This is a genomic window from Veillonella atypica (genome assembly GCF_041431435.1).
In the GTDB taxonomy this organism is placed as follows: Bacteria; Bacillota; Negativicutes; order Veillonellales; family Veillonellaceae; genus Veillonella; species Veillonella atypica.
The window spans coordinates 182,408-208,195 of the sequence record NZ_JAPVXV010000005.1; the positions used below are offsets into that span (position 1 = coordinate 182,408).

At 41.2% G+C, this 25,788-nt stretch carries 17 protein-coding genes and 1 other RNA gene; 1 reads left to right on the plus strand and 17 read right to left on the minus strand.

The window, feature by feature from the left end:
• Nucleotides 1–10: 10 nt before the first annotated feature.
• From O3598_RS07825 to O3598_RS07890, 14 genes are all read right to left on the minus strand, one after another.
• Nucleotides 11–1,018, minus strand: a complete 1,008-nt coding sequence (locus O3598_RS07825) for an RluA family pseudouridine synthase (RefSeq protein ID WP_371452309.1) — start codon at nt 1,016–1,018, stop codon at nt 11–13.
• Complete coding sequence (locus O3598_RS07830) at nt 1,018–3,603, minus strand: 3'-5' exonuclease (RefSeq protein ID WP_371452311.1); 2,586 nt, start codon at nt 3,601–3,603, stop codon at nt 1,018–1,020. The genes O3598_RS07825 and O3598_RS07830 overlap by 1 nt, the downstream gene beginning before the upstream one ends.
• A 17-nt stretch (nt 3,604–3,620) precedes the next feature.
• Nucleotides 3,621–3,881, minus strand: a complete 261-nt coding sequence (locus O3598_RS07835; RefSeq protein ID WP_118354078.1) for a hypothetical protein — start codon at nt 3,879–3,881, stop codon at nt 3,621–3,623.
• 1 nt (nt 3,882) lies between these two features.
• Nucleotides 3,883–4,479 (minus strand): recombination mediator RecR, encoded by a 597-nt coding sequence (recR, locus tag O3598_RS07840; RefSeq protein WP_005384103.1) that lies wholly within the window; start codon nt 4,477–4,479, stop codon nt 3,883–3,885.
• Complete coding sequence (locus tag O3598_RS07845; RefSeq protein WP_371452313.1) at nt 4,480–4,809, minus strand: YbaB/EbfC family nucleoid-associated protein; 330 nt, start codon at nt 4,807–4,809, stop codon at nt 4,480–4,482.
• Nucleotides 4,810–4,878: 69 nt separating this feature from the next.
• Nucleotides 4,879–7,170 (minus strand): DNA polymerase III subunit gamma/tau, encoded by a 2,292-nt coding sequence (gene dnaX / locus O3598_RS07850; RefSeq protein ID WP_371452315.1) that lies wholly within the window; start codon nt 7,168–7,170, stop codon nt 4,879–4,881.
• 179 nt (nt 7,171–7,349) lie between these two features.
• An RNA gene (ffs, locus tag O3598_RS07855) (signal recognition particle sRNA small type) lies at nt 7,350–7,449 on the minus strand.
• Between the two features lie 111 nt (nt 7,450–7,560).
• Nucleotides 7,561–12,144 carry a glutamate synthase large subunit gene (gene gltB, locus O3598_RS07860; RefSeq protein WP_371452316.1) on the minus strand — a complete coding sequence of 1,528 codons (4,584 nt, stop codon included), beginning with the start codon at nt 12,142–12,144 and terminating at the stop codon, nt 7,561–7,563.
• Nucleotides 12,145–12,501: 357 nt separating this feature from the next.
• A complete protein-coding gene (gene hemQ, locus O3598_RS07865; RefSeq protein ID WP_371441993.1) occupies nt 12,502–13,233 on the minus strand; it encodes a hydrogen peroxide-dependent heme synthase in 732 nt (243 codons plus the stop codon).
• 520 nt (nt 13,234–13,753) lie between these two features.
• Nucleotides 13,754–15,280: a protoporphyrinogen oxidase gene (gene hemG, locus O3598_RS07870; RefSeq protein ID WP_316710033.1), complete on the minus strand. Its 1,527-nt coding sequence runs from the start codon at nt 15,278–15,280 to the stop codon at nt 13,754–13,756.
• Nucleotides 15,277–16,158 (minus strand): ferrochelatase, encoded by an 882-nt coding sequence (hemH, locus tag O3598_RS07875; protein WP_038123931.1) that lies wholly within the window; start codon nt 16,156–16,158, stop codon nt 15,277–15,279. Before hemH ends, hemG begins: the two co-directional genes overlap by 4 nt.
• A 1-nt stretch (nt 16,159) precedes the next feature.
• Complete coding sequence (hemE, locus tag O3598_RS07880; protein ID WP_038148968.1) at nt 16,160–17,206, minus strand: uroporphyrinogen decarboxylase; 1,047 nt, start codon at nt 17,204–17,206, stop codon at nt 16,160–16,162.
• Between the two features lie 140 nt (nt 17,207–17,346).
• Nucleotides 17,347–20,202, minus strand: a complete 2,856-nt coding sequence (locus O3598_RS07885; RefSeq protein WP_038123926.1) for an ATP-binding protein — start codon at nt 20,200–20,202, stop codon at nt 17,347–17,349.
• Nucleotides 20,192–21,457 (minus strand): metallophosphoesterase family protein, encoded by a 1,266-nt coding sequence (locus O3598_RS07890; protein ID WP_038123923.1) that lies wholly within the window; start codon nt 21,455–21,457, stop codon nt 20,192–20,194. The genes O3598_RS07885 and O3598_RS07890 overlap by 11 nt, the downstream gene beginning before the upstream one ends.
• 184 nt (nt 21,458–21,641) lie before the next feature.
• Here O3598_RS07890 and bioB point away from each other — a divergent pair, with 184 nt between their 5' ends.
• On the plus strand, nt 21,642–22,667 hold the full coding sequence (gene bioB, locus O3598_RS07895; protein WP_005375253.1) for a biotin synthase BioB: 1,026 nt from the start codon (nt 21,642–21,644) through the stop codon (nt 22,665–22,667).
• Nucleotides 22,668–22,849: 182 nt separating this feature from the next.
• Here the strand turns inward: bioB and O3598_RS07900 are convergent, their stop codons facing one another.
• The 3 genes from O3598_RS07900 to O3598_RS07910 form a co-directional block, all read right to left on the minus strand.
• A complete protein-coding gene (locus tag O3598_RS07900) occupies nt 22,850–23,212 on the minus strand; it encodes a hypothetical protein (RefSeq protein WP_005375251.1) in 363 nt (120 codons plus the stop codon).
• 426 nt (nt 23,213–23,638) lie between these two features.
• Nucleotides 23,639–24,526 carry an RluA family pseudouridine synthase gene (locus O3598_RS07905; RefSeq protein ID WP_005375266.1) on the minus strand — a complete coding sequence of 296 codons (888 nt, stop codon included), beginning with the start codon at nt 24,524–24,526 and terminating at the stop codon, nt 23,639–23,641.
• Between the two features lies 1 nt (nt 24,527).
• Complete coding sequence (locus tag O3598_RS07910) at nt 24,528–25,721, minus strand: GNAT family N-acetyltransferase (protein WP_009660635.1); 1,194 nt, start codon at nt 25,719–25,721, stop codon at nt 24,528–24,530.
• Between the last annotated feature and the right edge of the window lie 67 nt (nt 25,722–25,788).

Sequence of the window (25,788 nt, forward strand, 5' to 3'; positions counted from 1 at the left end):
CCCATTCTAATTAAGCTTGAACGGTTATACGGTCTCCAGAACGCATATGTGTAAAAACAACCTTCATTGCACGTAGTGCAAATGGTTCTCCCGTAGATTTCGCCCCATACAATGTATCCCCTAACAAAGGATGACCTATATGACTGAAGGCCACTCGAATTTGATGTGTTTTACCTGTATATAAGCGAACTGCCACTGCTGTACAAGGCTGATTTTCTAAGTTATGCACAGAATTATCCACAATTCCACCCTGTTTATCCACAGTATTCACTGTGCTGTCCACATTTTCATGGGATATATCCACAATATTTTGTAGGTTATGCACAGAGTTATCCACAGCCCCATCCGGATATCGGTGTAAAACGGTAAAATCAGTCCGTGTTTCTTTCCCCTTAGAATTTACTTCGTAATGAATGCCATCAATACTTCTATCCATAGGAAGCACCAACGAATCCGAATCTGATTCGACAAGGCCTTCAACAATAGCCATGTACCACTTTTCAAATGTGTTATCATCCATTTGTTGTTGATATAAGCTTTGGGCTAGACCGCTTTTAGCAATTACAATACAGCCTGTTGTATCGCGGTCAAGACGGTTCAAAAAACGTACTTTTCGCTTAATACCATGTTCCATAAAATAATGGGCAATGCCATTAGCAAGGGATACTTTATCTTTTGAGTTTACCGTAACACCGGCAGGCTTATCCACAATGAGCAAATCATCATCTTCATAGAGAATATGTAAATCCATTGCAATTGGCTCATGATCAATCTTCTCTTTGGCCATAGCTATCCAAATTTCATCATCTACGGCAACCTCTGTATGAGGTGTTGCTTTGTGACCATTTACATGGATTAATTTCTCATCAAATAACTTTACCATCGCTTTTCTTGGATATTTAGTATCTAACAGTTGCCCTAATGTTATAGCATCTGTAGTTGCATGTTGTATGGATTCTATATCCTGGGTAGTAACTGACCAAAAAATATCATCTGGTCTATGTGTTTTTCGTGCCATTACATACTCCTTTCTACGAGTTTTACATCCCTTGGCATATAATCAAGGAATGCACTTGGCGCTGTGCCTTGGCCCCGTTGTGATTCATTGGTATAGGTAATAACCAGCTCCTGTTTTGGTCGCGTAATGGCCACATAGAACAAGCGTTTTTCTTCATCCTCATTGCCCTCGCGTAAGGACATAAAACTAGGAAAGGTCCCTTGATTCATACCTGCCAAAAATACATGGTCAAACTCACTACCCTTTGCTTGATGAACCGTAATAATCGGTATCTTAGATTGTTTACTCATCTGTTGTGGCTCACCAGCCGTCAATGCAGCTAATTGCAAAATATGATTAAGACGAGCTAATCCCGTTGTACCTTCATATTCCTTATCTAATGATTCCATAATACGATACAAATCTCGTATATGTTCAACCTTGGCCATTTCGCCATGACTCTTATAATAGTCTAGTACGCCCATTTGATTCATAATATAGGCCAATAATTCCGTAGGATTATCGGTATGCATCTTTCTGCGCAAGGTTGCCATTTGAGACGCAATCGTTGTGAAAGCCGCCTTATATTGATTAATGGCTACCATGCGATCCGTCGTTGTGGGCATAATATTTTCACGGACTGCGTAGATTAATAATTGGCCCGTAGCGATAATATCATCCATCGCATTATGGGTAGGCGTATGATTGATAGGAAAATATTTTGACAAAAATCCTAACTTATGATTTTCCAGTGTTGGATAGAACCGTCTAAAGATATCTAGTGTATCATATACGGCCTTAAATTGAGGCTCGCCTAAATTATGGCGCGCTAATTCGTGGCTCAAAATACTAATATCATAATTTACATTATGGCCTACAATGATACGATTGTTAGAAAATTCTTTGAAAGCCTCCAGTACGACCTTTGGACTTTCACCATGCTCTGCTAAATATGCATCCGTAAAGCCATGAACGAGTTGAGAGGTACCTACCGATTTACCAGGATTGATAAACCGTTCAAACCGTTCTATTTCATTGCCATCTTTATCAATGCGCATTGCCGCAATTTGTATAATTCTATCTTGTGTCGTATCAGTACCGGTGCTTTCTACATCGTACACCACCACTTCCCCCACCTCAAGACCAGCTACCAATTTGGCATATGGCTCAGCTTCAAAGATAGGCATATCCATAAAATCCGTCAATTTTAGCCCTACACTGCGATTTTTTGGACTTTCAATATCGCGAATACGCGCGTCGCCAATGCCCGATACATAGCGTTTAATAATGCGTTTCGCACTAACCGCATCATTAGGATTCATCAAGAGCTTAAAGTACGCCATGATATCCTTGATTTCCTGACGGCGGAAGAATTTATATTCATCAATAATCATAAACGGACGACGTTCAGATTCTGGCTTGTCTTGATTATATCGTTCAAACTGTTCACTTAAACGCTGTGCCTTGCGATTATCGCGAACCAACACACCGATAGATGCATTCTTTGGAAGCGCGCAAATACGGTCATAAATAAATTTTGATTCCGTATATTCATTACGACAATCTTTCACAAGGACAGGTGCCCCATCACTAGCACTGTTAGCCTCTGGCATTTCATCGTACACAGTTCCAACGAGTTGAGGAAACATGTTCTGCAATGTTTTAAAAGCCATTGTAAACAAAGTGCGATTAGAGCGATAGTTTTTATAGAATATGATTTTTAGAGGATTAAAATCACGGGTAAATGCCTCTAATAAACAGAACGGATCTGAGCCGCGCCATTCGTAGATAGTTTGGAAATAGTCCCCACATAAAAGAACGTGATTGCCTTCCCATAGCATTTCCATAACCTTATATTCTAATGAGCCCGTATCTTGCATTTCATCAACGGAAATATACTGATAACGACTGCGCCACCGTTCTCGAATATCTAGATTTTGAAATAGTCGATGCACACCACAGATTAAATCAGTAAAATCAACGCCGTGAACGGATTGTAAACTTTCATCATAACGAGCAATCCATTCATGACCATGCGCCCAAAAGTCCGACAGATCCTCGGTAGCAAGAGTATTGTAATTGTAAAATAATTTCTCTATTTGCTTAGATTGGTCCTGCTCTAAACGTTGTATCGTTCGTTTGTAATCATCTATCAACGATTCAGAATAGAATTCATACACAGAACGATATTCCTTTACCATGCTTATAAGGCTAGCAAAGTTCATATCCCGCATATTTCTCGGTTTATATGGCAAATATAGTTCTTTACAATCCTCTTCATCAAATATAGTCACATCTGTATAGAGCGACTCATCTCGCTTGCCCTCTTGTTGAATAACGTAAAAACAAAAGCTGTGGAACGTACTAATATCCACAGCCTTTGCAGGTTGGCCAACGAGGGATTCGATGCGCGACTTCATCTCTTGTGCCGCCTTATTTGTAAAGGTCATGCACAAAATCTGATGCGCCTCGCAGCGGCCACTTTCAATAATGTGAGCCACTCGATAAGCCAGTGTATTCGTTTTTCCCGTCCCAGCGGACGCCAACAAGAGGATGTTTCTATCTAGTTCATCGATGACGCGTTGTTGTTCGCTATTGATAACCATGATATCCTCTCCTTATATTATAAGCCGTAGTATAGAGCGGCCAAAACCATAGGAATGGGTCCAAATAGTACGGTCAAAGCCCACACACCAAAGCCAATATCCATTGGTATATGCAATACATGAATGCATACCATGTATGTCACAATGCCTAATACTACATTTAGAGCTACCTTTTTAATGGTAAAAAAAGCAAGTTTCAAGGCGATAACAATGACCAATACAGATATAATCGCCTCAGTCATAGGCGCTGCCAATAATGGCGCGAGTAATATGTTCATATTATCCTTTCATCTCCTGGCGGTTTACAACGGCACCGCCCAAGGTCAATTCATCGGCATATTCGATATCTCCACCTACAGGAACACCGCGGGCAATACGCGTTACCTTGATGCCAGTCGGCGCTAGTAGACGTGCCAAATATAAGGCTGTCGCCTCCCCTTCTACATCAGGGTCTGTTGCGAGAATAACCTCCTGTACAACACCATCACGCAAACGAGCAATCAGCTCTTTAACACGAATGTCTTCAGCACCAATGCCCTCTAAAGGTGACAACGCCCCCTCTAAGACATGGTAGAGCCCCTTGTAATCACCGCTGCGTTCTATGGCAATCACATCGCGAGAGGTTTCTACGACCATAATCGTGGTTTGATCTCGATTTGGATTAGAGCAAAATTCACAAGGATCCTGCGCAGATAGATTAAAACAGATAGAACAATGGCGGGTTGCCCCTTTAGCTTCAACAATGGTATTGACCAATCGGTCCACCTCTTCTTGCGGCATTTCCACAAGATGATATGCCAAGCGACGGGCAGATTTTGATCCAATGCCTGGCAATCTACGCAACTGTTCTACGAGCCGTTCTAATGCGTTTGTCATTTAGAATAAACCTGTTGGCAAGTTAAGACCACCTGTTACCTTGCCCATTTCTTGAGACAATAGGTCATCTACCTTTTTGCTTGCTTCATTAACAGCAGCCATCACCAAATCCTCAAGCATTTCCACATCTTCAGGATCAACTGCAGAAGGGTTCAACTTCAAAGATTCAATCATCTTTTCGCCATTCATAATAACGGTAACAGCGCCGCCACCTACGGATGCTTCTACTGTACGAGTTTTTAACTCTTCTTGCATTTTTTTCATGTCAGCTTGCATCTTTTGAACTTTTTTCATCATGCCTGCCATATTGCCCATACCTTTACCGAACATTGTATTTCCTCCTTATAGGACTATGAAAGTCCTTGCAAAATAAATTAACTATATACTGAAAATTGCAATTTACTCTTCTATGACCTCTACATAAATGTCATGGTCTTCTGAAAGTTTCTCTAATGTTTTAGCCAACAGTGGGTTTTGTTGTTCTTCAACGCCCATATGTTCAGGGTCCCACTGGTATTCACGCTTTGGGACGGCTTCTACCTCCACGGTGGCGCCACTATCCATAGGCCGATTGATAACTTCACCATCATCGGTCATTACCTGTGTTCCGTCTAAGCTCATAACGGGTATACCACCGTCATCATGAGCCGTCTTTTTCTTAGCAGATGAATCCTCATCTCCCTTACTGCTCGGTGGTTTTATACCTCTTGCTTTAAGAGCAGCTAACGCAGCCTCTCTAGCATTATTGCGAGCTTCGGAGCTTAGTAAGTCTGTTTCTACCGGTGGTGGCGGGGCCTCAACAACCGGTGTAGGCTGTGGCCTCTTAGGCTGTACAGCTCGATTAGACCGCGCTCCGCTAGCCATCATATATTCTTTATAGACATCTGTCTCTATATCGACAATCTCTAAAGACACGGAATAGCCCAACGCATATTGGAACGCTAATGCAATTTCCTTGCGATTTGCTTCATTAGTAGCCAAGGTAAGGGATATGCCCTTTTTAAAAGCTACTACTGCTTTTTCACGATCTACATAAATAACTTGGCCTTGACCAATAATATTATATGCTAATCCCTTATCGCTGTCCTTTAGATATTTTATCACAGTAGTCTGAATGGTTCTATATTCCCCAGAGTCCACCATGGTTTCACCGATAACAGCGACTTGGCTAATACCTGTATTCTTCTGACGGCCCGTATGTCTCGTCGTTCGAGATGTGCCGGTCTTAGGTGGTATTTCACCAGAAGTCTTCATCGGTGGTGGTGTCATACCAACACCATGCATAGGTGGCGGCGTCAAACCTATAGTAGCCGTTTGATTACTACCGCTAGGTTTCGATTCCGCTACAATAGGTGAAGGCTTATAATTTGTTGGCACCTCATGAATCGTAACAGATTCGTATTCCTCCATAGGCGGTGGAATGAAATCATCATCTACCACATTTGATCTTGATGCATTAGGTGTAGCCACAAAATTAATAGATGGCGCCGCCATCGGTGGGCCTTGTTGTTCCAATTTGGCTAATCGGTTAAGAAGCCCTTCGCGAGATTCTCGCTCTGAATGTTCCAAGGCGGATAAGCGTTCTTCTACATCATCATTCGCTTTTGAAATACCAGCACATAATACGAGTAATCCCATTTCAATAACGGTCCGTGGGTTATCTACCTGCTTTGCATCGCTCATGATGGATTGTAACTGTTTAATATATTGATTAATGGTACCAAACTCGATAGCCTGTGCTTGTTCTAAGAATTCAGTGCGGAACGAATCATATACCTTTAATTCCTCAGCATCGGGAGCAACCTTAGCGATCAATAAAGCTCGTAAGTGTTGCGTAAGGGCCTCCATGATTTGAGCCCCATCACGCCCTTCACTGAGTGCATTTTGAATATATTTCAATACAGCTGGGCCATCTCCATTATGCAAGGCAGATAGGAATTTAATAATCCAGTCCTTACTAACGAGGCCAATGAGTTCCTCTACAACGGCCGGTGTAATCTCGCCACTGGCCATGCCCACACATTGATCGAGAATACTTAACGCATCGCGCAAGCCACCATCCGCATGAACCGCGATGAGACGTGCTGCATTATCTTCTAAGGCAAAGCCTTCTTTATCCGCAACATATTGTAACCGCTGTGCAATATCATCAGATGTGATACGTCTAAATGTATATCGTTGACAACGAGATACGATGGTAACAGGCAGTTTTTCAATCTCAGTGGTCGCAAAGATGAACATCACGTGATCTGGTGGTTCCTCTATCGTCTTTAATAGGGCATTCCACGCTTCATTGGTAAGCATATGGGCTTCGTCGATGATGAATACCTTTTTGCGCCCCTCTACAGGCATAAACTTTACGCTTTCACGTAAAGCACGAATCTCATCGATACCACGATTCGACGCCGCATCAATTTCGAGGACGTCCATAGACTGACCACTCAAAATCGATTTACATACGCTACATTCATTACAAGGATGGTCGGTAGGGCCATGTTCACAATTAATGGCACGTGCAAAAATCTTAGCCATACTCGTCTTACCAGTCCCGCGCGGGCCGGCAAATAGATACGCATGAGCCACCTTATCCTCGCGAATAGCGCGCATCAACGTATCTGATACCTGATGTTGCCCAACCACATCGGTAAACGTCTGCGGACGATACTTACGATATAGCGCCATATATGCCATAGAAACACCCCCTTTTCCCTGTAAACAGTCCGTAATTAGCAATACTTTATTATACCATATTACACAAAAAAGAGGGCGTCCTTTCACGTCCTCTTTGCATGTAACTAATACCCGTTTTAGCTTCAATAATAGAATAAAAAAAGCGGCCCCCAAGGCCGCCTTGCAATATTCGATCACGACAGCCCCCGGGTTCCCCGTGGCACATGAAGGTTACCGCTTAGTGCTGCTACCTCTCAGTCCTGACACGATTCACAGGCCCCCATTGCACGGGCCCGAGAACTGCCATGATCCAATATTGCAATACAAATATTATACATGAAAATGCCTCTATAGTCAAAACTATAGAGGCATTCTACATTACATTTTCTCTAAGTTATATTAGATTAGAACTTATTTTGCATATTTTTCTTTAAATGCAGCCAATTGAGCTTCTTCTAAGGACAAGCCTTGTTCTTTGAATCGTTCAATAGCAGCATGCATTTCTTCGTATGCTACAGGAACAACCTTAGTAAATCTATTTGCAAAGTTATTCCAGTTTTCAAGGATATGACGGCCTTTTGTGGAATTAGTATGCAATACATGTTGTTCGACTAATTCTTTGATGCGTTTAAGGTCATCATTATTAGCAGGACGTAATTCTACAAGACCAGTATTTACATAACGTTCATCGCAATCGAGGATGTACGCATAGCCACCGGACATACCGGCTGCGAAGTTACGACCAATTTTACCGAGTACGAGAACCTCGCCACCTGTCATGTATTCACAACCATGGTCGCCTACACCTTCCACAACAGCTGTAATACCACTGTTACGAACAGCGAAACGTTCACCAGCTACACCATTGATAAAGGATTTACCAGATGTAGCACCATAGAAGGCAACGTTGCCGATAAGGATATTTTCGTCAGCTTCAAAGATAGATTTCTTAGGTGGGTAAACAACGATGGTACCGCCGGATAAACCTTTACCGAGGTAGTCATTTGCATCCCCTTCGAGTTCTAATGTCATGCCTTTTGGAATGAAAGCACCAAAGGATTGACCTGCAGAACCTTCAAAGTTCAACTTGATTGTGTTATCTGGAAGTCCGCTTTCACCATAACGACGTGTTACCTCAGAACCAACTAGTGTACCTACTACACGGTTAATATTGTTGATTGCCAATTTAGCGCGAATAGGTTTTTGATCTTCGATAGCAGGACGGCACATACGCAAGAGTTTAGACATATCCAATGTGCGTTCCAATTCATGGTCTTGATCGATGGTATGCATATGACCAACAGATGCATCGATGTATGGATGGAACAAGATACGTTTCAAATCGACACGAGACAATTTGAAGTTATCGTCTTGAGATTTTTGACGAACAAGGTCGATACGGCCAACGAGTTCAGCTACGGAACGGATGCCTAAGCGAGCCATGATTTCACGCAATTCACGTGCGATGAAAATCATCAAGTTTTCTACATATTCAGGTTTACCGTTGAAACGAGCACGCAATTTTTCATCTTGTGTAGCCACACCGTAAGGGCATGTGTTGAGGTTACATACACGAGCCATTTTACAGCCTACAGCAACGAGTGGCAATGTGCCGAAACCGAATAACTCAGCGCCAAGCATAGCGGCAACAGCTACGTCGAAACCAGTCATCAATTTAGAGTCTACCTCCAATTGAACGCGGTCACGCAAACGGTTGAGCATCAAAGTTTGATGAGTTTCAGATAAACCAAGTTCCCAAGGCACACCAGCGTGTTTTACAGACGTACGGCCTGCCGCACCTGTACCACCGTCATAACCGGAAATCAAGATATTATCTGCTTTTGCTTTCGCAACACCGGCTGCGATTGTACCAACACCAGCTTCGGAAGTCAATTTAACGGAGATGCGAGCATCTTTATTGACACATTTCAAATCATAAATCAATTCCGCTAAATCTTCGATGGAATAAATATCATGATGTGGTGGAGGAGAAACAAGTTCTACGCCTGGTGTGGAGTGACGAGCCTTACCGATTTCAGGATATACCTTTTTACCTGGCAATTGACCACCTTCACCTGGTTTAGCACCTTGTGCACATTTGATTTGCAATTCTTTTGCATGAAGCAAGTAGTTAGCAGTTACACCGAAACGACCGGATGCAATTTGTTTTACTTCAGAGTTCATGCTATCTCCGTTAGGCAATGGTTTGAAGCGTGCAGCGTCTTCGCCACCTTCACCGGAGTTAGATGTGGAACCTAAACGATTCATAGCGATAGCGATTGTTTCATGCGCTTCTTTACTGATAGCACCATAACTCATAGCGCCTGCTTTGAAACGTTTTACGATGGATTCTTCAGATTCAACCTCTTCAATAGGAATACCGCCGCCTACAGGATAGTTCAATTCCATTAAGGAACGCAATGTAACGTGATAATCATTGCGAATGGCTTTAGAATACTCCTTATATTTCGCATAATCCCCATTGATAAGAGATTCTTGCAACAACTCAATTGTCTTAGGGTTGAATAAATGTTCTTCCCCATCTTTTACTGGGCCATACCAACCGCCTGGTTCGAGGACAGATTCGTCTTTTTTGAAAGCTCGATCAAAACGAGCCAACGCTTCGGTAGTAACACCATACAAACCAATACCACCGATACGTGTTGGTGTATTTACGAAATATTTTTTAATGAAATCAGAGTTAAGACCTAATGCTTCAAAGATTTGAGCACCATGATAGGAACGCACTGTGGAAATACCCATTTTGGACATAACCTTCATAATACCACCGACGGCAGCCTTAATGTAGTTTTGTTCCGCCTTTTCTAATGTAATATCACCTAGGCGTTTGCGCGCATGTAAATCTTTGACTGTTTCAAATGCCAAATAAGGGTTGATAGCAGTTACACCATAACCGATCAATGTACAGAAATGGTGTACCTCACGTGGTTCACCAGATTCAAGAATCAAGCCAATTTCTGTACGCAATACTTTGCGAATCAAATGATTATGAACAGCTGCCACAGCTAAAAGTGCTGGAATTGGCGCATGGTTCGCATCAACACCACGGTCAGATAAAATTAATACGTTTTGATCTGTACGTGCTGCTTCTTCTGCTTTTTCACACAATTCTTTAAGCGCTTCGCGCATTCCGTCTACACCCTTAGATGGGTCAAAGAGGATTGGCAATGTAACAGATTTCATACGACGGCACGCAAGAGCTTTGATAGATGCCAATTCTTGGTTTGTAAGGATTGGTGTACGCATAGACAATGCATATGTACCAGTCTTATTAGGATCTGTTAAGTTGCCAGAGTTGCCAAGCATTACGCGTGTAGATGTAACCATTTCTTCACGAATCGAATCGATTGGAGGATTTGTTACTTGCGCAAACATTTGCTTAAAGTAGTTATATAGTAATTGTGGTTTTTCAGAGAGGATTGCCAAAGGCGCATCGGCACCCATGGCACCTACAGGATCTTTACCATCCTTTGCCATAGGTACAATCATGCGTACTAAATCTTCTTGAGTATAGCCAAATGCTTGTTGTTGTTTGAATAAATCTTCTACAGCTGGCACATCACTTTCATCAGCTTGTGTAATTTCAGACAAATGAATAACATGTTCTTTTACCCATTCATTATATGGCAATTCAGTTGCAATGCGTTGTTTGATTTCATCATCGGAAATGATACGTTGTTCTGCCGTATCAATAAGAAGCATTTTGCCTGGTTCCAAACGACCTTTAGCGCGAATATTTTCCGCATTTTCATTCACAACGCCCACTTCGGATGCCATGATAACGCGGTCGTCTGTTGTTACATAGTAACGAGCAGGACGCAAACCATTACGGTCAAGTACGCCACCGATAACAGTACCATCAGTGAAGCCCATAGCGGCAGGACCATCCCATGGTTCCATCATGAAGCTATTGAACTCGTAGAAGTCATGTTTTTCTTGGCTCATGAGATTATTGCGTTCCCAAGGTTCAGGAATCATCATCATGATCGCATGAGGCAAGGAACGACCTGTCATGTGCAAGAATTCCAATGTGTTATCGAACATAGCAGAGTCAGAACCGCTGTCATCTACTACAGGGAATACCTTTTTAATATCTGGGAATAATGGAGATTCTGCTTTACCTTCACGAGCATTAATCCAGTTTACGTTACCACGGATTGTGTTGATTTCACCATTGTGCACTAAGAAACGGTTAGGATGCGCCCGAGCCCAGCTTGGGAATGTATTCGTACTGAAACGGGAGTGAACCATTGCCAATGCAGATGTGAAATCAAGGTCGCTCAAATCAAGGTAGAAGTCACGCAATTGACCAGGAGTCAACATACCTTTATATACAATTGTTTTAGAGGACAAGGATGCAATATAAAAGTCGCTAGATAGTTCCTTACTCAATGGGATAATGCGTTTTTCCGCCAATTTACGGATAACATATAATTTACGTTCAAATTCCGCATTATTCGTTACATCAGGGCCTTTACCAATGAGAATTTGGATCATCCAAGGACGAATAGCAGCCGCTTCCTTACCAACTTTAGTACCATCTACAGGCACTTCACGCCAACCGAGAACGACTTGCCCCTCTTCGCGTACTACTTCTTCAAAAATACGTTTTTGCTCATTACGAAGACTTTCATATTTATGCGCAAAAATCATGCCCACACCATATTCACCTGCTGCAGGTAAATTGATGCCTAACACTTCGCATTCACGTTTAAAAAATTCATGTGGGATTTGTACCAAGATACCAGCACCATCGCCTGTATCCTTATCTGCACCAGCACCACCACGATGCTCAAGACGCTCTAAAATACGCAAGCCATCATCGATGATATCATGGGATTTTTTGCCCTTAATATTTACGACAAAACCCATACCACAGGCATCTTTTTCAAATTGGCTGCTATACATGCCATTTGCTTCAAGTCTAGCCTGATCTAAACGTTGTTGATCAATAACGCTACCATTCATCTCCATAGCTTTTGTACTCCTTCTCATATCACTTGATGTTTCACAACCTCTATAATCATTATATATAAGCCTTGTGAAAGTTAATTCCATTTCAATATTCATATAAAATTCAAATTCTATAGAATTTAGTGTCTATACACAGTATACCAAAGTCCACTGTAAATTGATAATATAAAAACCGCAATCTAACTTGCGGTAAAATCATAGCCATATGCGTATTTTGTATACATGATTCATTATAGGAAAACAAAAAGGGGTAAAATTTTTCCACCAGCCGATTTTACTTAGCCCTCAAGGCTTCGTATGGCTAGCGTCAAAACTTTAACCCCTTCCCTTTACAGTACTACTACTGGTAGTTATAGATTAAGCAAACACTTCATCAAAGCGTGCTTCATCAATCAACGTTCCTACATAGAAATCGCTGAAGATACCATATCGTGCACTCGCTTCTTCAAAGCGCATATCGTAAACAATTTTCTTGAATTGAATGTCATCATTACTAAAAATAGTAACGCCCCATTCCCAATCATCAAGACCAACACCACCTGTAGTGTACTCAGATAGTACTTCTAAATATGGTCTACCAGTGATGCCATGTTCACGCATCATACGACCGCGTTCCTCTTGAGGCAACATATACCAATTATCATTGCCTTCACGCTTCTTCGTCATATTATAAAAACAAATATATTTATCCTTTGGTACAGTTGGATACAATTTAGCGTCCACTTCAGGCGTATCAAGCTTAGCTTTCACATACGCACTGACCTCTGTTACAGACGTATAAGAATACGTTTGAACTAATACAGACGCAATCGTAAGGCGACGGAATTTACGTTCCCATCGAGCCAAATCATCAAGAGACGGCGCCAAAATCCACAACAAAAGATCGCCCTTATAACCATTCACATCATAGAACGCATAACTGCCCTTTTTAGCCTGATGCATAGACTCCAACTCAGCCAAAAAAGATTTTAACTCAGCACGAGCCTCCTCCTTTTCAGCCTCCTCAAAACAATTCCAAGCACTAAAATCCATGGAAAACACCATATGTTGACTATGCCAACCCTCAACAGTAGGAATTGCCTTACCCATAATATCACTCCTTTTCACATAAAATATATAAAACACAATTTACAATTACAAAAATCACTAATCCAAGTCGAGGCCCTAGGCCGATGACGGTTTCCCTCTACACTAGCCTAAAGGAACCTTGTGCAACCGTTTGGCTAAAATACTCTACTGTAGGTTCTAGATAGTCTCCAGAAGGCGCCCTTAGTAGGTCGAGGCCCCAAGCCGATGACCGTTCTCCTCTAGTTTAGGCTAAAGGGCTCTTGTGCTACGGTTGTTAAAAAAAATCTACAGTAGGCGATGAATTGCGGTTTATCCTACAGTAGGTACGAGATGGTCTTCAGGAGGCGACTTTAGTAGGTCAAGGCCCTAGGCCGAAAACCGTTCTCCTCTAGTCTGGGCTAAAGAACCTTGTGCTAGCTGGAGCCTAAAATCCGCTACAGCAGGCAATGGATAAGCCTCCTGAAGCGACTTTAGTAAGTCGAGGCCCTAGGCCGATGACTGTTAAGCTAGTTGGAGCTGAAGAAGGCTTATCCATTGCCGATCACGTAGTAGAACTTTTAGTCAACAGATGCACAAGTTCCTTAGCCTGTTTTACCCCATCCGGTATCCCAATCCCATCAAACGGTGTCCCAATGAGATACAAATTAGGATAATGTTCTTTCACATGCTCCCGAACGGCTGCAATAGCAGCACGATGGCCCACATTATATTGAGGCATACAATGTATTAAACGATTGATCTTAATCCACTCTGGATTAGCTTTAAAGTTCATAATACGTTGAATTTCTTTAAGAGCTAATGCAGAAAGTTCTTCATCACTATAGCGCTCCACCACATCATTACCAGGTTTACCGATAAAAACGCGAAGAACGATTTTATCATCTGGCGTTGTTTGTGGCCATTTTTGATTTAATATGGTACACGCCGTTAATGGTGTATCCGTTTTACGAGTAATCAACAAGCCAGAGCCTTTTAGTTCGCCATCAAAGGTCGCTTTATCAAAGGCCATGATTGCAATAGCACAACTGGATTGTTCCATATTGCGTACGCCATCAAATCCAGTATCTCTAATAAACCAATCTTTATACGTAGCTGGTGGTGTAGAGATAACCAACATATGGGAGGTTTCTTCTCGACCATTCACATTATAACGATACACTGCATCAGCATACGATATATCTCGAACAAGGGCCTTAGTAGTCAATGTAACATTAGATGGCATTTGTTCCACAATCGCACTTACCACGCTTTCAAGACCACCCGTTAATTGTCTAAACATACCGGATTGTGATGCGGTTCCTTTTGATGCTTTTAGATTTCCATTCGTTCGCTGAATACTAGATTGTTTCTTATCAAATTGAGCATCCGTCATCGTTCCTTTACCAGCACGGGGAACGTCGCCTTCATTAACAGCACCTTTGGCAGCCTTAGAGACACCTGCCTTTTGATGGCTCATCTTAGCAGCAATCATGCCCTTAACCATATTGCCATATTTTTGTTCTACTTGAATAAAATGCGGAAACGTAGATAATAGACTGATTTTATAAATATCGCCACCATAAATACCCGCCAATAATGGCTCAATTAATTTATCCATCATTTCTTGGCCTAAATGATAGCGGAAGAAATGACCAATCGATACATCACCGTGAGCATCTAAGGGATACGGTTTCTTAAAATAATCAAGACCAGCACGCACTTTACCAGCCCAGGAAATTAAGGTCGCTTTCACAAAAGGCATCATTTCCGTAGGAACGCCCATGATGGAACCACCTGGAATTGGGTGAATATTGCCGCGGTCATACACATAGGCCTGCCCCGTTTCATTGGATACAAGCGTATCTGCTAGACCAAGATCTGTAATGAGATCCGTCATTTCCGTTTTACGGCCCAAGTAGGAATCCGGTCCTAACTCAACAACAAAGTCATCTACTTGTTGCGTTTGAATTTTACCGCCAAATCGAGGGGCCTGTTCATATAATTGTATCTGCCAATCTGGTTTGGCATGGCCTAAATAATAGGCTGCAGTAAGCCCCGTAAGGCCACCACCAACAATCGTTACCTTCACTTATTAATCCTTTCTCGTATAGCCTTTGCCATGGCCTCCATAAATAGGGTATTTCCATTGGGCATAGGCAGACGTTCATATGTAGCCCCAGCATTTTCAACGATATTCCGACAAATAATATCATTATCATACAAAATTTCTACATGATCGCTAACAAACCCAAAAGGAATACATACAATCCGTTTTGCTCCATCTATAAGAGCCTGTTCAATGACACTTTCAATGGTAGGACCTAACCATTCACCATAGGGTGCCGCACTTTGCCATGCCTGATACCAGTGATTAAGGCCTACCATTTTTGCAATTTGATTTGATGCGGACATGACCTCATCTTCATAGCTACCAACCGTTGAAGTAGGTACACTATGGGCAGAGAAAATACAGGCTGTATCAGCTTGTAATGGATTCGCGGCCATCAACTGTGAACGCCAGTATTCAAAAAACTGTGGTCTATTCCACCAAGATTTGATAATTTCACAAGATATATCCGGATACGCTCGTAATATAGAATGTAATTTCCGTTCATATGCGCCCGTTCCAACCATAGAATAAAACGGCGATGTGACAATGCATAAAATAGAAGTATATCCTGCAGCTGCTATGGATTCTACAGCTTGTTCCATACTATTAGGCATATGAAGATAGGCCAAATACATCGCGTCTATTGCCAATAGGGATTTAAGAGTTTTCTTTTGATCTTCCCCCATCGTTTGCAACAGCTTATTATCCCATTGTCCGATGGCATCGTAACGAGCAGTTAGAACCTTCAATTCTCGTTCTGTCGGAATTTTTCCGCGTCGAATGCTCGTCAAATAGGGTAATAAATCAGATGGTTGACGAGGTGTACCAAAAGATAATAACAGTATAGCCTGCCTCATATTATCGGCTTTCACGAGCCCACAATTCACGGCTCTTTTCATGAACATAGTCTGTCAACCAATGTAATTTTGCTGGGTCTGCCTCAGGGAATACGCCATGCCCTAAGTTAAATACATGTTTACCATGGCGAACGCCATCCATTAAGATTTCATCTACCACCTTGGCTATTGTTTTTGTATCCCCGTATAAATAAGCCGGATCAAGGTTTCCCTGTACTGTTTGTGTAACACCTCTATCCTTAGCCGCTCCAAGAGAGCTTCGCCAATCTAAGGCGATAACATCAAGAGGTAATTTAGCCCAAGTAGAAACAAGGTGGTCTGTACCGACACCATTCATAGCGAGCGGCAAGTTAGGGAATCTAGATTTTACTGTGGAAATAATACGTTTCATATGAGGGAAAATAGCTTGCTCATATTCTGTACTATTAACGGCCCCCACCCAAGAGTCAAAGATTTGTAAAGCATTAGCACCAGCGCGCGCTTGCATTGACAAATACTCGATGGACATATCCGCTAGTTTTTCCATTAGTCTATTCCAAATTTCGGGTTCGCTGATTAACATCCCACGAGTTTTGTTATAACTTTTCGTAGGACCTCCTTCAATAAGGTAAGACGCGATAGTGAATGGTGCACCACAAAAGCCAATAAGAGGTACATCAAGCACCTCAGTAGTCAACAACTCAATAGTTTTGGAAATATACTCTACCTTTGTTGCATCAAACGCATATAATCGTTCAATATCTTCCATACGGCGTATTGGAGTATCAAATACAGGACCTACACCAGGTTTAATATCCACATTCACGCCAATAGCCACCATAGGGCTCATAATATCCTTATAAAGAATAGCCGCATCAACGCCATATTCTTTAACAGGCAGTTCTGTCACTTGTGCGCAAAGTTCTGGTTGTTTGGTAATTTCGAACAATGTGTACTTCTCTTTTATCTTACGATATGCAGCCTGACTGCGCCCTGCTTGGCGCATATACCATACCGGTGTTATGCCAGGGTTCTTGCCCTGAATCATATCTAAATAAGCAGTATTCAAACTTCCACCCCTTTCTACAAAACACACCCATACATGTATATAAGATTTTATATTAGAATGTCACGCTTATATTAAAAGTGTACCCCAAAAGTGATGAATATGCAAAACCACTTATTATCTATATTTTTAGGGATAGAAATTTATGCACGTTGTAATATATGCGTATCTATACCAGCAATAGCTTGACCCATGTAATACACTTGTTGCTGACATGTAAACAACCAAATTTGTTGATGTTCACCAAGTTCAGCTAACAACTCAAGTGCACTCTTTTGGCGATCTTCATCAAAGCGGACTAGGATATCATCTAATATGATTGGCAATGCATCCACTTGGTACGAAAAGACCTTTGCTAGTGCCAAACGCAACGCGAGATACACCTGATCCGCTAAACCACTAGACCAATGATAAATCGGTAATCGTTCACCCCGTTCATTCAAAAGGGCTAAACCGTCTTGCAATCCCCACATATCAAATGTATAAGCACCATTCGTTAATCGTTTAATATACTGAGATGCTAATTCTAACATCTTTGGTTGTGACTCTTCTTCGTATGATTGTTGCGCTCGTTCCATACAATGAGCGATGACAACTTGAGTGGCCCAATCTTCCAAGGCAGATTCCAATTCAGATTCTAACTCTTGTCGTTGTTGAATGGCTTCCCGTTGCTCCTGATCTGAACCCAATGCACGCATAGCTTCCACGATTTGGCCTCGTTTCTCATAGAGGTTAGCCATCGCATCCTTGCGCGCATTCAGCTCTTGATCTGCATGGGCTAATTCATCAGTCCAATTCTCTTTATTCCCCTCACGCAAGCGGCGATAGAATAAATCTTTATTTTCACCATCTGGAGTTAACAAATCAAGCTGTACTTGGCTTTGTTTGTAAATCGTTTCCCATTGCTTAAACTGATCTTCATCAATGAGTTTTTGACGATATTCATTGGCGCCGGATAATCCGCTTTTTTCAAGCAATGCTTTTTGTTCTAGCAAAAGCTCTTTTTCCTTGCGATGCCAATTATCATACTCCATACGATAGCTCTTACGCTGTGATTCTTTTTGTTCCCAACGAATCATTTGTTGTTGAAAGTTTTTATATTGGTTATAAATACGTTTTAGCTCAGTAGGAGACACAGGGGCTTCAACACCAAGGTTATACCATAAGGTAACAGCTTGGTCCTCTATAAGGCGCAAAGATTCCTTATGTTCATCTAAGCGTTTCTCATATCCTTCAATAGTCCGCAATTGTTCAGAGTACTGGTCATATTCATGCTTCATACTAAAGAAATCATCTTCATCGAGACTCTTGGCAGCCCCTTCAGGAATCCATGCTTGCCATTCAGCCAAGGCTTTTTCATAATTAGCCTGTAATTGTTTACCTTCATCATTGTAACGTTGCTCAATAGCTGCCGTTTCCAAGTTCGGTACATCTGACGCCACAGGTAAAGGTGCATCCAATTGTGTTTCTAAATACGACTTACGTTGCTGTAAGCGTTCTAGTTCACGCATCAACCGAGCTACATCGGAATCATCTACATGGCGAAGGCGCCATCCATACCAGAACAATCCCAGTCCAAGTATTAATAGAATAATACCACCGATGCTATATAGTACAGATTCCAGCGCAATGAGGCCTGCTAGCGACATCAATACACCAATAACGGCTCCAATCCCTCCAATACGTTGCAACCAAATCGGCATCGCGGCCATACGTATGGAACCATGTTCTCCAAGTCGAGACTCTAGATCTGCAATATCGGTCATAACGGCCTGCAACTCTTGCTGAGCCCAGGTGTTAACAGGGCTATTTTCACCAGTGTCAACAGATGAACTATCTTCACTTATTTTTGGTTCTTTTTGCAAGGATGGTGCTTGGCTTTGCCAATATAATAATTGGTCCTTTGCGGTACGCAATCGTTTGGATAAACGTTCCCCTTCAAACCAATTCACATCAGTTGGCACCGATTCATCCTTGCGCCATGAAGATTGTAACCCTCTCGAGAAATCAAGTTGCTCTTTAACCTTAGCAATGTAGGCTTCGCCTTCTTCACACTCACGGCGCAATTGTTCCCACTTCGCACCTTGTTGAATCAAATCCTCTATATCTTGGCCATAGGTAGTAAATGGACTATTTGGATCAAAATTTTCCGGTTTTAGTGCTTCTTCTTTATCAAGCCAAAGCTGCATATTCTGACGAGCTTCACGAAGGCCCTCATCGATACTCAAAAACGCATCGCGATCTAGTGTATCAGGAGATGTAAACTGTTGCATACGACGACGCGCCTCTTCGCTACGTCGATACGTATCCCATGCACGAAGCACCATCTCTACGCCTTCACGATAATCTTGCCATTCTTTGATTTGATTCTGAATTTCTGCTTCTGTATCCTCGGAAGCCTTTAACGCTTGTTGTAATTCTACATATTGCGTTTCATGTTCACCCAGTGCGGATAAACGAACCTTATTTTCTTGTAATTGATCTATCAAAACATTGATGCGGCGTTTGCCTGATGCAGACGCAACCAGTAAGTCATTAGCATTGGTTTCAATGCTTTTTACTACACCACCGAGTTGCTCGCCCCCTTCGGCGCCAAAGAATCTAGCTCGTACATCTACTTCATTGAGTATATCTACGCCTTGAAGGTCCTCTAACGTAAGGCCGAATATGCGGTTATACGTTTTTTTATCGAGCCCATGCCACCACAATTGATTCGGCTCGTCCTTTATGCTAGGCTCACCAGGAGAATAAAAATCTAAATTCTTGTTTTGTCGGCCTAAATGATAAGCCGTCCCCTCTTTGTCGAGCTCAAGAGATCCACTTACATAACCATATTTTTTATGTTTACCGCCAAATAAAAGAGAACGCATACCTTCTAATAAGGAGGTTTTCCCACTTTCATTAGCGCCATATACAAGCTGTACACCGTTAGGACCGGATTTAAATGTCCAGTTTTCATACGGCCCAAATGAGTCGAGTCGAATCTGTTTAATGTTCATCGTTTACCCCCATTAACACCGTAACCCCTTCCATTTCACTGCGTTCCATAACTCGTTTCAATACATCGTCTGATAATAAATCTAAATAACTGCCAAGTCGTTTAGACTCAGGACGATCGACCAAGATTTGACGTACGGCCTCAATATCAGTAACGGTTTCATCATAGGCACGTAGATAATCGCCTACCATGTCGGACAATAAACGGCGTTCTGCCAAATTAACAGTAGGACGCGTTTTAGCAATCATGCGGTATGGCATAACAAAAATAGATTTACTCTTTTCCTCTGCCTGCGTCTCCCGTAGCCATAATTTTCGAACGGACTCATCCACGCATAAGCGATGCATTGGACCAGTTCCTACTAAATGGACCGATACCAATGTATTCTTATTATATTTTTTACGTAAGGACTGCTTTTTATGGCTCAACAAATCTAATAAATCACGTTCAGTTTGTATGCCTGCAATATCAATCTTTATATCTTCAAAACGAATGGCACTAGTCTCAATAAATTCTAATTCACAATGTCCATTATGTGATACGTTGACCATATAGCATCCTTTAGCGCCAGATTCCTTCCGATGTAATCCTTGAGGATTGCCCGCATATACGACCATAGGGTCTTCTGAAATCACCTGTGATTTATGGATATGACCTAGTGCCCAATAGTCCATAGCGCCTTGCATGATATCCGTCAAATTACAAGGCCCTGTTACATCATGATGTTCACTGCCCACACTAGATCCAACTGTTCCATGCATGACAGCAAGGGAAAACTCATCTCGTTCAAAGGCTTTATATTGTGCAGCAAAATTAGATTGTTCATTGCCATGACCACAACTGATGCCGTAAACACCACCAACTTCAATATTATTAACCATCAACGGAAATCGTTGTACCTGTGTATCCGAAAACACATGTACATTATCAGGCATTGATAAGCCAGCGCGCCAGCTTTCAGCAGGATCATGATTACCTTGCACCATATATACGGGAATATGCGCCTCCCACAAGCGATACATAGCACGCACAAATCGGACCTGAGCCTCTAAATTATGATCTTCACTATTATAAACATCACCGCTAATCACAACTGCATTAACGCGTTCGCGCACAGCGATTTCAATGATATTATTGAAAGCTTCATAAGTTGCTTCTGCGACAGCACGATCTACATGCCGACTCATCCCCATAGCATATTGAAAAGGAGCCCCTAAATGAAGGTCTCCACAATGTATAAAACGAAAGGGTTGCATATTGTCTCCTTTCCTAACTTATAGAATACTAATATCTAATTATACTATATATTTCTATATAATATGTAAGATATCATATTGTAAACTAATTAATTTATACAGTTGACAATTAGTATACAAGAATACTACAATTACATTGTAAATATATTCGTTTTTATAAGTTAACAATAACAAGGAGGCTATAATGGCACTTCCAGTAGAGCAACAAACCCAGGTGGGTTCTTATGAAAAAATATTAACCATTGCCAATCGTATATTACATGGTGGGGAAATCACTAAAGAGGAAGCCATCGATTTAATCCATACATCCGATGAAGATACCATGATTCTATTGGCTATGGCAGATAAAATAAAACAACATTTCAACGATAATTCCGTTGACATTTGCGCGATTGTAAATGCTCGTTCTGGTAAATGTCCTGAAAACTGTAAATTCTGTGCACAGTCGGCACACCACAATACAGGTGTTCAAGAATATCCATTTATGGATGATGAATCGATTTTAGAGGCTGCTAGAAAAGCAAAAGAAGCTGGTGCTATTCGCTTCTCTATTGTTACAAGCGGTCGCAACACTTCCAACCCTAATGAATTCAACCAAATCTTACGCGTATTAAAAGAAATTCGCGAAAAAATTGGTTTAGAAATTTGTTGTTCCCTTGGTTTGTTAACCTATGAACAAGCTCTTCAATTAAAAGAAGTTGGTGTTACTCGTTATCATTCCAATATCGAAACTGCACCAAGTCATTTCCCTGACATCTGCTCCACACATTCCTATGAGGACAAGATGTCTACCATAGAAAATGCCAAAAAAGCTGGCATTCGCGTTTGCTCTGGCGGTATCTTAGGTCTAAACGAAACTCTAGAACAACGCGTAGAAATGGCGTTTGAACTTAAACGCCTTAACATTGATTCCATTCCATTAAACATATTAAATCCGATTAAGGGTACTCCATTCGAACATAACAAAGCGTTAAAACCGATGGAAATTTTACGTACCTTCGCTGTATTCCGTTTCATTTTACCTCATGCATTAATTCGCACCGCAGGCGGTCGAGAAGTAAATCTACGTGATTTACAATCGTACGCACTAAAAGGTGGTCTTAATGGCATCATGGTAGGCGGTTACTTAACAACTGGCGGTAGATCCCCGCAAGACGATTTACAAATGATTAATGATTTGGAATTAACCCGTACAGCCGCTCAGCTATAAACTAACGGTTGTTACCAATCACTAGTGGATATCTTAAATTTTACCTATCTACAAAGACTGTAACACCTCTGCGTGTTTACAATACATTTACACACAAAAAATACCTAGCTAGTTGCTGTCTAGCTAGGTATTTTTATATTTAATTTTTTAAATTTATATCTAAAATATTAAATTCAAGCTATTTATTGCCATAACAATCTATAGATGGCTTGACCATTTGTATTGCCTTCAATCGGTTCAGGATCTTTATCATAATCAACATTATCATATTGAGTGCCGTTTGGCATATACGCATCTACTTCTAGAATTTCCATGGTCCGATTATAACGGCTAATATATACCTTATAGCGAAGTTCATCGCCACCTGGTTCATTAACCTTTAGCCAAAGAACAGCATCATAATCGCTTTTTTGAACACTATCATTATCTATAAAGAGTTGATTACCTTTGTCATCAGGACTTACATAGTACCAATCAGTCGCTTGTGCTGTATTCGAATATGTTATGAGGCAAAAAAAGGCCATCAAAGCTATAAGCAACTTCATAGTGGCCCCCTTTCTAACCCAACAACAAAAGTCTTATAACTAGAACGATTTTTTTAAATATTTTTAAAAAAAATAAAGAGAAGATATTATCCTCCTCTATTATCATATCAAGAAGTATGGCATTTATCAACATTTAATAAACGAATTTTACATTTCATCTAAATTTCATAAAATATTTTTTAGAAGTTCATTTTACCTTCATAGTATTTACTTATAATTACTACATCAAATGATAATTATAAGTAAATATTCCCTGATTACTTAATGTATTTATCTCCCGACAAGTAATACTAACCCCAAACCTACTACTTGTTTAAATACATAGGTCATTTGATGTTAATACTAACACTCCCCTTACATGAAAAAGGACTCCATCAGGAGTCCTTTTTTCGTTGTCAAACCTATACACTTATACAAAAAGCTGCCCTAGGGCAGCTTTTTATTTTGTAGTTCACGACCTAAATCAGATGGTACAGGTGCGATAACAGTCACCAGTTCAGATTGTCCATATGGTATAAATGTCAACGAATAGGCATGTAAGGCCTGTCTCGTATACGGTTTTTTCCGCATACCATACATGGCATCGCCAATGATAGGGTGACCAATATGAGCCATATGAACGCGAATTTGATGAGTTCGTCCGGTTAGCAATGTAAACTCTAACAACGATTGTACATCATCATATTCAATCACATGATATTCGGTTACAGCATCTTGACCAAATTCATCAACACAGCGGCGATTATCAAATACCGGATCCACACCGATAGGTTCATTCACCACACCATCAGATGTAATCTTTCCTTCTACGAGACCGCGATAGACACGGTGAATTCGACCTTCTTGTAGCTGTTTAGTGTAATATTGTTCTGCCTCACGGGTTTTGCCAAACATAATAACACCTGTTGTATCTCGATCCAAGCGATGAACAGGCCGAATTTTATGAACTTCGCCGCGTTTAGCATAATAGCCAGCCACCAGATTACTCAATGTATGATATTTCGTTTGACCTGCTGGATGAACTAGCATAAATGGAGACTTATACACCACAAGTGTGTGTTCATCCTCATAGAGAACCTCTATAGGTCCTTTTTCAACCTCTACACCATAATCCTTATCTTGTGGTAACTCAATAGTAATAACATCCCCTTTTCTTAGCATACGCTTGGAATGAGCAACGCGGCTATTGACCTTCACCCGTTTCTTACGGAATATCATCTGCACATTTCGAGAGGATAAAGAAAATCGCTCTTTTACATAAGCAGATACTGTTGTATCTACCTCTTCTTTTACTGTATATGTTCTCCAGCTCATATTACCACCATTCGTTGATATATGTATTTTGTTTAGGATATACCATATCTAGATAATCAATCCAATGAGATTCGCCTTGTAATTTACCTTCAAACACAAGATCTTTAGCTGATACAGCCCCCATCAACAGGACTGTTAGACCGCCAATGTCTATGGTGATATCGATTTCATCCACAGATTCAGCAGAAACGCGTTTTACGTTAGGTAAAGTGCTTTCACCTAGGCTAAGGGCAAATACGCCATTATTCCAATCGCATAATGTATCGGTAACCTTAATGTTTAAGGTAATTGGCATCATAACGGCTTCTGGATTAACAGGTACCGTAGTCAACGCTGTTTCTACGTCTACGATACGCGCCATCATATACGGCATCGTTGTATGACCTGTTTTTCCATCAGGAACAAATCTATAACCCGTATCATGCAACCCTTCATTCCAGCGAATGCTTTCACCTTGAGAACGATGGTTATAAAAATAATTAAGCAAACCACGTTGAGCACGACGCGTTGTATATACAAATTCTGTAACAGGAATTTCAGGAGCCCCTAAACGATAGACGGCGTAACCTTCGATTTGACCTTCATCGTTTTTCACGACCGCAATGTTCACACCTTCAGCAAAGAAACTGCCTAATAGACGTTTCCATTCCTTCTCACCCCGTTCCGCATAGCCATATAAATCCTTCGTATAGGCTTTGTAAACAGGATCAAGCAATGTCCATTGCTCTACATCATTTAGCAATCCAAAGGATAAGGTTTTATCCGTCAAAGGACGCAAACTCTCTAATGGCATGGTCTGTACCCATTGATGAGCGTACAAATCCCAGCCATATTGTTGGTAAAATCCCGCTTTAGAAGGCATTAAAATGGTAATGCCTTGACCACGACGGCGCAATTCTTCTAAGGAGTGCAACAATAATGCACCACCTACGCCACCACGACGTGCAGCTGGATGAGTAGCAACACCAACCATATAACTAGTAGGCAAGATAGCGCCGCGCACATTGATGTTATATTGACGCAAATGAACAGTGGAGAGTAATTGACCTTCTTGGATACCTACGACAGTATTCTCCGGTTCATAACAGTTAGAAAAATAATATTGAAAGAAGGGATCTTCTTTTGGTTCAAAGCAATACGCCCATAGCGCTTCAACTTGAGGGGTATCTTGTGATGTAGCAATTCTAAAATCCATACGATTTCCTTTCTATCCTAAATAGCTCTAGAGCTATATATTTCATGTAGTAGAATGTATTTCACAC